Here is a 12,229-nt window from a genome sequence, read left to right on the forward strand (position 1 = left end):
GGATCTCCATCGGCACGCAACCAGATCCCCGCGCTGAAGCGCCCGCCCGGCCCGGTGGAAACGGCCAAGGGCTCGCTTGCCGTGCGCACCGCAACGGTCCGGCCGTCTTCGCTGATCAGAATATCAGGCCGCTCATGCTCGGCACGGCGATGAATGCGGCAACACACGGCAGAAGGCCGAGAACTCGCCAGCGGGTCGTCCACAGGACAAGCCACAGGAGCCCGGCTCCTGCCAGGATTGCCGGCAGATCCCCAATTGCGCCGACAACGCCCTCTCCCGGGGTCCATTGCGCCACCCGGTTGGCGATTTCGAGCATCGTATCGATACCGGCGCCCATGGGAGCGAGGGTCAGCGGGTCCAGACCGAACGGCATGGCGAGAACGCTCACGACGGCAAAGGGCATGATGACGAGGCTCACCACCGGCATCGCCGCCATGCTTGCGATCAGTCCGAGCGGACTGGCACGATAGAAATGGGTCAGGGCAATTGGACCGGTCGCAAGCCCCGCGATCACGGAGGTCATCATCAGTCCTTCGGCCCAGAAGAGAACGAAATGCCCTGTCACCACCAGCCGGGACCGACCAGTTCAGCCGCCTCGATGCGATGGCCGGTCTTTCGCCATTCGAACCAGGCCCGATAGGCCGCCATAAGCGCGATAACCGCCGCAAACGACATCTGAAAGCCGGGCTGAAGCAACGCCTCCGGCGTCATGACCAAAACGACGGTTGCGGCAACCGCCACCGTGCGCATCGTGACGGCGGGCCGTGCAAAGATCATCGCAAGGAAGATCGCAGCCGCCATGATGTAGGCGCGCTGGGTCGCGATCGATGCGCCGGAAATGACGAGATAGGCGCTCGCCGCGACAAGCGCGGCGACTGCGGCCCAACTCCGGATCGGATGGTTCAGGACCAGCCCCGGGCTCAAGGCCGGTCCGGCACGGACAGCGAAGAAGATCGCACCGGCAACCAACGCCATGTGTATCCCCGAAATCGCCAGCACATGCGCAAGCCCGGCGATGCGCAAGTTCTCCTGTGCATCCTCCGACACAGCGCCCCGATCACCGACGATAAGAGCTGCGGCAATCGCTCCGACATCTCCGGGTAGGGTTTCGCGGATGCGCTGTCCGATCCGCCCGCGAAAACCCGAGATTGCGGACTGAAGCTGAAGAAAGAACGGCGGCGGCTGCGCGATCTTAGCGGGCTCCACATAACCGTAGATGAAGCCATAGGCGCCGATCCGGTCGAAATAGGCCGCGCGATCGAAGGCATAGCCGCCGGGAAGCACCTGCCCTTGCGGCGGCGACAGGCGTGCGCGGAAAGTAACGGCCTCGCCCGGTATCGGTTGCGGATCGGCTCGCCCCGTTACGCGGATGCGGAAGGGCATGGCCGCCTCGTCCAGCCGCCCGATCCGCACGGGACGAATCGTGAGGCGATACCCATTGGTCCGAGGTTCCACCTCTTCGACCCAGCCGGTCACGGCGTGGGTGCGTTCCGCGGTCAGGCGCGGCGTCGCAACGCTCCAGGTTCGGAAATTCGCAACACTGAGCCCGGCAACGAAACTGGCCGCGATCAGGATCGCCGCTGCGACCTTGCCCCGGTTTCGTTGGCGAAAGGCAAGAAGCGCCAATCCTATCGCCAAAGGCATCGTCGCCCAGAGCTGAGGCTCGCGCGGAAGTTCGAAATAGGCCCAGATGCCTCCGGCAAAGCACACGACAAGCCAGGCAAAGCCACGGCCGAACTCCAGATCGTGCGCAAACCCGGCCATGAGCGAAAGGCGGGCACGCTGAAACCGCGCCATACACCGGCGATAGAGACCGCCGCGGGCTATTCCGCTCAATTCGCGGGACAAGGGTGCCGACCTGCGTTGCAGCCCGAGACGGCGTTTTAATCCGACCAGCGGGTTCGGACGAAGCTTCGTCACACGCGCGACGACCCGAGCCGTCGGGCGCCCTCGCGCATGCGCCTCCCTTCCCCTGTTACGCTTACCTGTCGCGCGTGCCTGCCATTGCTGCCTGCCGGAGAGAAAACAGGATACGTCCCCTGCCTCTCGCGGCTCTTCTGCCTGCGGCCCCCCTATGCTACACCATCGCCCAGCGCAATGCTGCCAGGCTTGCGCCCGCATGCCGAACCCCGTGGTTTCCGTGCTAGGCGCATCCGGATTAGCCGTCGCGACTTCGCGCGAATAAACGCTCAAGATCAATCGTCTGCAGCCGTTCGTTACCCGCTGACAAGCACCGCCTGCAGAGCGTCAGAGAGATATCGTCACAACCTCATGTCCGAGATCGCCACCCGTTTTGCTCCCTCTCCCACCGGGTTTCTGCATATCGGCGGTGCCCGCACCGCGCTGTTCAACTGGCTTTATGCGCGCGGACGCGGCGGCCGGATGCTGCTGCGCATTGAAGACACCGACCGCGAACGTTCCACGGAACCTGCCATTGCCGCCATTCTGGACGGCCTGAAATGGCTGGGGCTCGATTGGGACGGAGACTGGATTTCCCAGTATGAGCGCGCCGAGCGCCACCGCGAGGTAGCCCGCGAGCTCGTCGCCGCCGGAAAGGCCTATTATTGCTACGCCTCCCAGCAAGAGCTCACCGAGATGCGTGAGAAGGCCCGCGCCGGAGGTCGCCCGCCGCGCTATGACGGACGCTGGCGCGACCGCAACGCCTCGGAAGCCCCCGAAGGCGTCTCCCCGGTCGTGCGCATCAAGGCACCGCTCGACGGCGACACCGTGATCGACGACGAGGTGCAGGGCCGCGTCACCTTCCCCAACAAGGACCTGGACGATTTCATCATCCTGCGTTCCGACGGGAACCCGACCTACATGCTGGCCGTGGTCGTCGACGATCACGACATGGGCGTCACCCACATCATCCGCGGCGACGACCATCTGACCAACGCCGCCCATCAGGCGCTCATCTACAAAGCGATGGGCTGGGACGTGCCGGTGATGTCGCATATTCCGTTGATCCACGGCCCGGACGGAGCCAAGCTCTCCAAGCGCCACGGAGCACTGGGCGTCGATGCCTATCGCGCCATGGGGTATCTGCCGCAGGCCATGCGCAATTATCTCGTCCGCCTCGGCTGGGCCCACGGCGACGACGAGATCATCAGCGATCAGCAGATGCTCGAATGGTTCGACGTGACCAACATCGGCAAGTCGGCCGCGCGGTTCGATTTCGTCAAGCTGGAGGCGCTGAACGGCCAGTACATGCGCGCCACGGACGACGCAGAGCTCCTTGCCACGCTCAAGGCGTTCCTGCCGTACATGGAAGGCGGCCCGGCGATCCTGGGGCGTCTCAACGCCGATCCTGAGATGGACGCGAAGTTGCTGGCAGCCCTGCCGGGGCTGAAAGAGCGCGCCAAGACCCTGGTCGAGCTCGCCGACAGCGCCAGCTATCTCTGGGCCGAGCGTCCGATCACGCCCGATGCGAAGGCGGAGAAGATCCTCGACGAGGCGGGACGCACGGTTCTGAAGGGCGTTCTGGCCAAACTCGAAGCGATTTCGGAGTGGAGCGTTGAGGAAACCGACTCAGCGGTACGCGCCTACACTCAAGAAGCAGAAGTCAAGCTCGGTAAGGTCGCACAGCCGCTCCGGGCGGCTCTGACGGGGCGCACAACGTCCCCCGGCATCTTTGACGTGCTCGTCGTCCTGGGACGCAAAGAATCCTTGAATCGCATCAAGGATCAGGTCTCTAACCTTTCGTAGGACTGGCGCCATTTCTTGAATATCGGATAGAGATCCGGCCATGACCCTGGGGGATGATCCCCCAGGGTCAATCGACACAAACTGCCGTGCTGCTTGTGGCACCGCATCAAATGGGGTAGGCAGACCGCGACAATTTTCCTCCCACCGTTTCTCGGCTTGTCCGTCACATTCCCTGGCACGACGCCTCGGAATGGGAGATCCGGACGTTGGTCTCCTCCAGAAGGGCGTTCTTCATGAGAGATAACAAAGCGACCTTGACTTACGGCAATAACAGCTGGGACTTCGACGTCCAATCAGGGTCGATGGGACCGGATGTGTTGAACATTTCGTCGCTTTATGCGCAGACTGGAATGTTCACATACGATCCCGGCTTCACCTCCACTGCCTCCTGTGAGTCGAAAATCACCTTCATCGACGGCAATGAAGGCACCCTGCTCTATCGCGGCTATCCGATCGAGCAGCTCGCTGAAAACGGCGACTTCCTGGAAACCTGCTACCTGCTTCTCTACGGCGAGCTGCCGACGCAGGCGCAGAAGGATGATTTCGTCAACCGCGTCACCTACCACACGATGATCCACGAACAGATGCTGCGCTTCCTGCCCGGCTTCCGTCGTGACGCTCATCCGATGGCCGTCATGTGCGGCATGGTCGGCGCGCTTTCGGCCTTCTATCACGACTCCACCGACATCTCCGATCCGCATCAGCGCATGGTCGCTTCCCTGCGCATGATCGCGAAGATGCCGACGATCGCGGCCATGGCCTACAAGTACCACATCGGCCAGCCGTTTGTTTATCCGCGCAACGATCTCGACTACGCGGCCAACTTTCTGCACATGTGCTTCTCGGTGCCTTGCGAGGAATACAAGGTGAACCCGGTCCTGGCACGCGCTATGGATCGCATCTTCATCCTCCATGCCGACCATGAGCAGAACGCGTCGACCTCCACGGTGCGTCTGGCCGGTTCCTCGGGTGCCAACCCGTTCGCCTGCATCGCGGCCGGCATCGCCTGCCTGTGGGGCCCGGCGCACGGCGGCGCGAACGAAGCCGCTCTGACGATGCTGTCGGAGATCGGATCGGTCGACAAAATCCCGGAATACATCGCCCGCGCCAAGGACAAGAACGATCCGTTCCGTCTGATGGGCTTCGGTCACCGGGTCTACAAGAACTACGATCCGCGCGCCCGCATCATGCAGAAGACCTGTCACGAGGTGCTGGCCGAGCTCGGCATCAAGGACGATCCGCTGCTGGACGTCGCCCTGGAGCTGGAAAAGATCGCTCTGTCGGACGACTATTTCGTCTCCAAGAAACTCTATCCGAACATCGACTTCTATTCCGGCATCACGCTTCGCGCGCTGGGCTTCCCAACCACGATGTTCACCGTGCTATTCTCGCTGGCGCGTACCGTCGGCTGGATCGCTCAGTGGAAGGAAATGGTGGAAGATCCCTCCCAGAAGATCGGCCGTCCGCGTCAGCTCTACACCGGAGCTTCCTCGCGCGACTATCTGCCGATCGGCCAGCGTCGCTAAGGCTCAACCGGAACAAGCTACGAGAAAGGGCGCCCCTGAGGCGCCCTTTTTGTATTCACGGCAATCCGATCGATCGGAACCTTCTACCGTCCCGCCACATCGCTGACGATGCGCGCGGCCCGCTCGCTCGGTTCCTCACCGTTGTCGAGCAACATCCGCGCCTCGATCTCCTCGAATGCCGTCACCTGCTCAGCGCGCGCCGGGGTATCGGCCAGAAGATCGGACAACAGGGGAATCAACCGGTCCGGGCAGACTTCCTCGTCCAGGAATTCGGGCATGACATTGCGCCCCAGAATGATATTGGGCAGCACCATCGAACTGGTTTTGACGATGGGAAAGAACCGGTGGATCTGCTTCAGGCGCCGGTAGAACCAATCGAGCTTGTAGCAGACCGCAATCGGCACCGCCGCGATGGCGAGTTCCAGGGTCACCGTCCCGAAGGCTGCGAGGGCCGCACGGGCACGCCGGAAGGCGGCGAACTTCTCGCTCTCGCCCGTCACGACCGTTACCGGCACGGACCAATCGGCGACATCGGCACGCACCCGCTCTTCCAGATGCGGCACGGTCGGCAACAGGATCTCCAGATCGGGAACCGACTTCGCCAACCTCTCGACGGTTTTCCTGAAAGGCAGGAGTAACCGGCCGACCTCGCTCGATCGGCTTCCGGGCAAGACCAGCAGAACCGGCGGTTCCTTTCTCTCCTTCTCGCGCTCTTCGCGCGCCGGCCGCAATTCGTCGATCCGCGGATGCCCCACATAGCTGCACGGAGGACCGCCGAGGCGCTTGTGAACCTCAGGTTCGAACGGCAGGATCCCGAGGAGATGATCCACATAGGCCGCCATTCGCCGCGCCCGCCCGGGCCGCCATGCCCACACGGAGGGAGAGACGTAGTCCACAATAGGGATATGTGGAGCCGCCTTGCGCACCCGCTTGGCAACCGCATGGGTGAAATCCGGGCTGTCGATGATCACCAGAACGTCGGGGTTGGCGGCGACTGCGGCGTCAACTGCCTGGTGCACGCGCCGGATAATGGTCGGCAGGCGCCCCAGGACAGCGCTCAAGCCCATCACGGCGATGTCTGACAGGGGGAAGATGCTCTCCATCCCCTCCGCTTGCATGCCGGGCCCTGCGGTCCCCGAAAACTCCACGTGAGTGTGTCGCTCCTTGAGCGCACGCATCAGCCGCGCACCGAGCTGATCGCCGGACTCCTCACCCACGACCATAAAGACGCGGAACGGCTTCTCGTCGGTTTTCTTATTCATCGCGCGCCCCGACATCGTCTGTCTCACGCTCATCGAAACCGTATATGAACAGGCCATGCCGATCCGCAATCTCGATCGTTTCCGCCCGGCTCGCCATCAGCACCCGACCGGCATCGACCACGATGCCCGCAAGGCCGAGTTCAGCCGCATGCTGGACCGTATTCGGACCGACCGAGGGAAGGTCGACACGCAGGTCTTGACCGGGCTTCACGCATTTTACCAGAACGCCCGCCTGCCCCTTCCAGCGAACGCGCCCCACATGCTTGAGATCGAGACAGCGGCGCAACATGCCGTCCGTACCTTCCGCGGCCTCGGCCGCGATAACGTGCCCGTTTACGGCAACGGCGGCCTGTCCGATATCAAGTTTTCCAAGGGTACGTGCCGCTATCTTGGCAATCTCGAGGTCACGCCGTGCATTTTCGTCCGGAGCATGGCGACCGACAGGACCGGGAGTTGCAAGGAGAGAAGGCGCGATCTCATGGGCACCGATCACCCGGAAGCCCTCTTCCTCGAACAACGCGATCACGGCTTTGAGCAATCCGTCATCGCCCTTGCGCAAGGCTTCGAGAATACGGGGCAATCGGCACATCGTACCGAGGTCGCCGAGGATCGACTTGAAGTCGGGACGCTGGGTGATGCCGCCGATCAGCACGACATCTCGCACGCCGTTGCGCTTCAGGGCCTTCGCCAGCTTGCCGATTTCGCCCCAGTCGAACCAAAGCGCCGGAGAGCCATCCTCGATGGCCTTATCGGCTTCGCCCTTAATGCCGACGGCCAGCGGCAAGAGCCCTGCCTCTCCGGCCGCGGCGATAACCTCCACGGGCAGCAGCCCGTTGCCGCAAATGACGGCCAGACGTTCCGCCGTGTGGGTTTCGGTTTTATCCGACATTGCCGCCCCCGCCCCAGCGGCCGAACCGCGTTCTATTCGCCCCCGACACTCGGCGTGCAGATGCGCCGGTCGCCAGTTGCAAGAACGAAATCCGCAACCTGTTGCACCAACGGCGCATCCGGATGGGCCTCCTTCACGCTTTGTGCGCGATCCTGCAGCGTCCCGGTCTCGCTTTCGAACAGGTCGCGATAGGCCGCACGAAGCGCGTGAATATCTTCACGCGGGAAGCCGCGCCTCTTCAGCCCGACGAGATTGAGCCCGCTCAGGCGCGCCCTGTTGCCCATCACGATGCCGAAGGGAATGAGATCGTTCTCGAGCCCGGCCAGCCCGCCGATAAAGGAGTGCGCACCGACGCGCGTAAACTGGATGACAGCCGAACCGCCGCCCATGATCACGAAGTCGCCCATGGAGACATGGCCGGCGATCATCACGTTGTTCGACAGGACGATATCGGACCCCAGCAGGCAGTCATGGCCCACATGGGAGTTGGCGAGAAACGCACAACGATCGCCGACAACAGTGCGGCCGCCACCGCCCTCAGTACCGGCATTCATCGTCACGCCTTCGCGGATGATGCAATCGCTGCCGACGTCGAGCGTCACCTTTTCGCCGCGATACTTCAGATCCTGAGCCTGATGCCCGATGGACGCGAAGGGAAAGATGACCGTTCGCGCGCCGATGCAGGTATCTCCCGCAATAACGACATGCGACTTCAGTTCACCGCCGTCCCCGAGAACCACTTGGGGTCCAACATGGCAAAACGGCCCAACACTGACGCCCTCCCCGATTTCCGCACCATCTTCGACAATCGCGGAAGGGTGGATCTTGTTCATTTCAGGCTCACTCGTTTACCAGCATGGCGCTGACCTCAGCCTCGGCGACCTTGCCGCCGTCGACTTTCGCAACACAGGCGAACTTCCAGATATTGCCGCGGTTGCGGACCTTCTGGACATGGATTTCCACGCGATCGCCGGGCACCACGGGTTTGCGGAACTTGGCGTTGTCTATCGTCATGAAATAGACGAGCGCGGGCGAACCGTCATCATCGCCACCAGAATGGACGCACAACGCCCCGGCCGTCTGCGCCATCGCTTCGATCAGCAACACGCCAGGCATGACCGGATGTCCCGGGAAGTGCCCCAGGAAATGTGGTTCGTTGATCGTCACGTTCTTGATGCCGATACAGGAATTATCCCCGTCCATCTCGATGATCTTGTCGACCATCAGGAATGGATACCGATGCGGCAACAATTTGAGAACGCGCAGAATGTCCGCGCTACCCAATTCCGTCTGCTGCTGTTCTTCGCTCATCGTCTCGCTCGTCGGTCCCGTTTCTCACCCCGCACAGGTCTCAGGCGTTTGATCCGCCCTTCCCGGCTCCCTTCCCGCTCTTGTCCGCACCGCCCTTTTCAGCCAGGTGTTGTAACGCGGTCATCTCGCGGAACCACTGTCGCACCGGCTTTGCCGGTACGCCACCATATCGCGCGCCCGCAGGAACGTCGTCATGCACGACGCTGACGGCCGCGATCTGCGCCCCCATGCCGATCGTGACATGTCCGTTGATACCGGTCTGGCCACCGATCACCACATAGTCGCCCAGTGTGGCGCTGCCGGAAATCCCGACCTGCGAAACCAGAACACAGTGTCGGCCGACGACGACGTTGTGACCGATCTGGACCTGATTGTCGATCTTTGTGCCTTCGCCAACGACCGTATCGCGATTGGCACCGCGATCGATGGTGGTGTTGGCCCCGATCTCCACATCGTCCTGGATCACGACGCGCCCGATCTGCGGCACCTTCAGATGCCCTTCAAGCCCCATCGCGAAACCAAAGCCGTCCTGACCGATGCAAACGCCGGGATGCACGGTCACCCGGTTGCCAATCAACGTGTGCTGAATATTTGCGTTCAGCCCAATCGAGCAGTCGCGCCCGATGCAGCACCCGGCCGCCACGACCGCGCCCGCCCCGACGACGGTCCCGTTTCCGATCTCCACCCTCGGGCCGATGACGGCACCGCCTTCGACACGGACACCGGGCTCAAGCACGGCGCTGGGATCAACGATCGCCCGCGGGTCGACGCCTTCTCCGGTCTCGAACGCCCCCTCCGGTTGCATCGCAGCCGTATAGAGATGCGCCATGACCTTCGCGAGCGCCCGATAGGGATCGCGGGTCAAAAGAGGGATGACGCCTTCCGGCACACGGGAGAGGTATTTCTTCGCCACAAGGCAGGCGACGGCCTGCGTCGTTTCCAACTGGCTTGCGTAGTGCGGATTATCGAGAAAGACCAGCGAGCCTTCATGTGCCGCATCCAGCGGAGAGACGCCGGTGATAAGGGTCGACGCGTCACCGTGCACGACCTCTGCCTCGGCCCAAGCGGCAATCTGGCTGACCAATACGGGCGCCGGAGCCGGGAAAAAGACCGGATCATTCATAGAAGTTGTCCAAAAAGCTGAACGGCCGTCACCCTGTTGAGCGACGGCCGATCCAAACGTTGCGATGCGGCAGCTCAGAAGCGCGTGCCGCCACCGATACGGAAGACCTGTGTCTGGTCCGCGTCGTTCTTCATAACCGGCACGGCGAAGTCGGCACGCAGCGGACCGAAGGGCGACTTCCACAGGATGCCGAAGCCGACCGAGACGCGCAGATCGAAGTCCTCGGAGGCGAGTTCGCCGGCCTTGTCCTTCAGATCGGAATCGATGCCCCACAGGGAGCCGACATCGGTGAAGATCGCACCGGACAGACCGAACTCCTCCGGTATACCAGGAAACGGGAACTGGGCTTCCGCTGTCGCGGCGAAGTAGTAGGTACCGCCAAGCGCTTCGTCATCGTCGTTCGCCATGTCACGCGGGCCGATACCGGAGTTCTCGAAGCCGCGGATCGTCTCGCCACCGATGAAGAACTGATCGGTGAACTGCAGGCGCTTGCCGATACCGACGACATCACCAGCCGACCCCTTCAGCATGCCGACCAGGCCCCAGTCGGGAACCAGTTCACGGTAGTACCGGCCTTCAACCGTGGTCTGCAGGTACTCGGCATCACCGCCGACACCGGCGAATTCCTGCTGGAACTTCGCATAGATGCCGTCACGTGGATTGTTGTTGTCATCCAGCGTGTTGTAGACGAGCGAATAGCCGACCAGAGACGTCAGGCGATTGCCTTCCGCATCCAGCAGCACCTGCGAGGCGTCGTCTGCCAGATCGGAGATCTTGGTCTCGTAGATCTTGTAGAAGAGGTTCAGCTTCAGCTCGTCGCCGCGCAGCGGCAGACCGAAGCCGAAACCAGCACCCGTCTGACGTTGGGTGTAGTCGCGAACCGAGTTGTCTTCATAGACGTGCTGGTAGGCTTCCAGGTACAGCGAGATCCGACGACCCAGGAAATACGGCTCAGTGAAGTTGAAGTCGTAGGTATGCGTGTCCGTACCGCCGCCGACGGCGACGCGCACATACTGACCGCGACCAAGAAAATTCTTCTCGGTCAACGAGATATCGCCGATCACGCCATCGGACGTGGAGTAGCCGATACCGAAGGACACTTCACCCGTGGACTGCTCTTCCACGTCGGCATTGACGATCACCCGGTCCGGCGCGCTGCCGCGCTCGGACGTGATCTTCACGTCCTTGAAGTACTGGAGGTTCTTCAACCGGCGCTCAGCCTTGTCGAGCAAAACGCGGTTGTAGGCGTCACCCTCAGCGATATCGAATTCACGCCGGATGACATACTCACGGGTGCGATCGTTGCCGCGGATGTTGATCCGCTCGATGTAAACCCGCGGGCCTTCCTCGATATTGTAGGTCAGAGAGATCGTGTGGTTCTCGTAGTTACGATCACCGCGCGGACGAACCTGAGCAAAGGCGTAGCCGCGGTTGGCGGCTTCGACCGTGAGATCCTCAAGCGTCTTCTCGACGTCTTCGGAGTTGTAGGTGTCACCGGGGTGCGTGCGCACATACGACTTCAGGCTGTCCGAGTTCACGCCCTGCAGCGAGGAGACCACGTCCACATCGCCGAAGATGTACTCGTCACCCTCTTCCACCGTGAGCGTCACATAGAAGACGTTCTGCTCGCGATCGAGATCGGCGACGGCGGAAACGATCCGGAAGTCGGCATAGCCGTGCTTGTAATAGAAGCGGCGCAGTAGCTCCTTGTCGGCGTTCAGACGGTCCGGGTCATAGATGTCCGTCGTGCGCAGCCAGCTCAGGAAGCCGCTCTGGCGCGTACGGATCACGTCGCGCAGACGACCATCGGAGAAATTCTTGTTGCCGATGAAGGTGATGCGCTCAACACCGGTCTTGGTTCCTTCCTTGATCTCGAAGACCAGATCGGCACGGTTGTCCTTGCGATCGATGATCTTCGGGTCGACGGTCGCGCGAAAGCGGCCGGAACGGCGATAAGCTTCAAGAATGCGTTGCACGTCCGACTGGATCCGGGCACGAGTCAGAACGGAGCGCGAGTTGGACTGAATGACGCCCTTGAGCGCCTCGTCCGTCAGCTTCTTGTTACCTTCAAAAGAAATGCGGCTGATGATCGGGTTCTCTTTGACCGTCACGACCAGGTTCGCCCCCTGGCGCGCAACGTCCACATCCGCGAACAGCCCGGTGGCAAACAATGCCTTGATCGATTCGTCGATGTCGGCCGGACCGTAGGCACGCCCCGGCTTGATCGTCACATAGGAACGAACCGTCTCGTCCTCAATGCGCGTGTTGCAGCGCACCACGATCGCGTTAGCTACAGCCGCCTCCGCAGATACAACCAGATTACCAACGCCACCCGGCATCAACGAAAAAGCGCTCAGAAGAGCCAAAGTGAGAACCGATGCCCGGAACAGCTTGCTGAGAATGCGCATAGAGA

The 12,229-nt window shown here is 62.0% G+C and carries 10 protein-coding genes; 2 read left to right on the forward strand and 8 right to left on the reverse strand.

Features of this window, described 5'->3' with window-relative positions; genetic code table 11:
* Positions 1-115 precede the first annotated feature (115 nt).
* Positions 116-568 (reverse strand): ComEC/Rec2 family competence protein, encoded by a 453-nt coding sequence (locus tag QNJ43_RS01165; protein ID WP_300466697.1) that lies wholly within the window; start codon positions 566-568, stop codon positions 116-118.
* Positions 562-1,836 (reverse strand): ComEC/Rec2 family competence protein, encoded by a 1,275-nt coding sequence (locus tag QNJ43_RS01170; protein ID WP_300466699.1) that lies wholly within the window; start codon positions 1,834-1,836, stop codon positions 562-564. The genes QNJ43_RS01165 and QNJ43_RS01170 overlap by 7 nt, the downstream gene beginning before the upstream one ends.
* A gap of 435 nt (positions 1,837-2,271) precedes the next feature.
* Between QNJ43_RS01170 and gltX the strand changes: the two genes are divergently transcribed.
* Together gltX and gltA are read left to right on the forward strand one after the other, a co-directional pair.
* The gene (gene gltX / locus QNJ43_RS01175; protein ID WP_300466701.1) at positions 2,272-3,705 is read left to right on the forward strand and encodes a glutamate--tRNA ligase; all 1,434 of its coding nucleotides are present in this window, start codon (positions 2,272-2,274) and stop codon (positions 3,703-3,705) included.
* Positions 3,706-3,938: 233 nt separating this feature from the next.
* The gene (gene gltA / locus QNJ43_RS01180; RefSeq protein WP_300466703.1) at positions 3,939-5,231 is read left to right on the forward strand and encodes a citrate synthase; all 1,293 of its coding nucleotides are present in this window, start codon (positions 3,939-3,941) and stop codon (positions 5,229-5,231) included.
* Between the two features lie 83 nt (positions 5,232-5,314).
* Here gltA and lpxB read toward each other — a convergent pair whose 3' ends face one another.
* The 6 genes from lpxB to bamA all read right to left on the reverse strand — a co-directional run bounded on the left by lpxB (position 5,315) and on the right by bamA (position 12,155).
* Entirely contained in the window at positions 5,315-6,493 is a 1,179-nt protein-coding gene (gene lpxB, locus QNJ43_RS01185; protein ID WP_300466705.1) for a lipid-A-disaccharide synthase, read from the reverse strand.
* Complete coding sequence (gene lpxI, locus QNJ43_RS01190) at positions 6,486-7,382, reverse strand: UDP-2,3-diacylglucosamine diphosphatase LpxI (RefSeq protein ID WP_300466706.1); 897 nt, start codon at positions 7,380-7,382, stop codon at positions 6,486-6,488. The genes lpxB and lpxI overlap by 8 nt, the downstream gene beginning before the upstream one ends.
* A 32-nt stretch (positions 7,383-7,414) precedes the next feature.
* Positions 7,415-8,215, reverse strand: coding sequence for an acyl-ACP--UDP-N-acetylglucosamine O-acyltransferase (gene lpxA, locus QNJ43_RS01195; RefSeq protein WP_300466707.1), 801 nt, complete (start codon positions 8,213-8,215; stop codon positions 7,415-7,417).
* Between the two features lie 7 nt (positions 8,216-8,222).
* Complete coding sequence (fabZ, locus tag QNJ43_RS01200) at positions 8,223-8,693, reverse strand: 3-hydroxyacyl-ACP dehydratase FabZ (RefSeq protein ID WP_300466708.1); 471 nt, start codon at positions 8,691-8,693, stop codon at positions 8,223-8,225.
* Between the two features lie 40 nt (positions 8,694-8,733).
* Entirely contained in the window at positions 8,734-9,816 is a 1,083-nt protein-coding gene (lpxD, locus tag QNJ43_RS01205) for a UDP-3-O-(3-hydroxymyristoyl)glucosamine N-acyltransferase (protein WP_300466709.1), read from the reverse strand.
* Positions 9,817-9,890: 74 nt separating this feature from the next.
* Positions 9,891-12,155 carry an outer membrane protein assembly factor BamA gene (gene bamA, locus QNJ43_RS01210; protein ID WP_346432800.1) on the reverse strand — a complete coding sequence of 755 codons (2,265 nt, stop codon included), beginning with the start codon at positions 12,153-12,155 and terminating at the stop codon, positions 9,891-9,893.
* Between the last annotated feature and the right edge of the window lie 74 nt (positions 12,156-12,229).

Source organism: Breoghania sp. (assembly GCF_030066895.1).
In the GTDB taxonomy this organism is placed as follows: Bacteria; Pseudomonadota; Alphaproteobacteria; order Rhizobiales; family Stappiaceae; genus Breoghania.

Bases quoted from the DNA above. Each gene is read 5' to 3' on its own strand.
- lpxD (WP_300466709.1), bottom strand. From the start codon at position 9,816: ATGAATGATCCGGTCTTTTTCCCGGCTCCGGCGCCCGTATTGGTCAGC.
- gltX (WP_300466701.1), top strand. From the start codon at position 2,272: ATGTCCGAGATCGCCACCCGTTTTGCTCCCTCTCCCACCGGGTTTCTG.
- fabZ (WP_300466708.1), bottom strand. From the start codon at position 8,693: ATGAGCGAAGAACAGCAGCAGACGGAATTGGGTAGCGCGGACATTCTG.
- gltA (WP_300466703.1), top strand. From the start codon at position 3,939: ATGAGAGATAACAAAGCGACCTTGACTTACGGCAATAACAGCTGGGAC.
- bamA (WP_346432800.1), bottom strand. From the start codon at position 12,155: ATGCCGGGTGGCGTTGGTAATCTGGTTGTATCTGCGGAGGCGGCTGTA.
- lpxI (WP_300466706.1), bottom strand. From the start codon at position 7,382: ATGTCGGATAAAACCGAAACCCACACGGCGGAACGTCTGGCCGTCATT.
- lpxB (WP_300466705.1), bottom strand. From the start codon at position 6,493: ATGAATAAGAAAACCGACGAGAAGCCGTTCCGCGTCTTTATGGTCGTG.
- lpxA (WP_300466707.1), bottom strand. From the start codon at position 8,215: ATGAACAAGATCCACCCTTCCGCGATTGTCGAAGATGGTGCGGAAATC.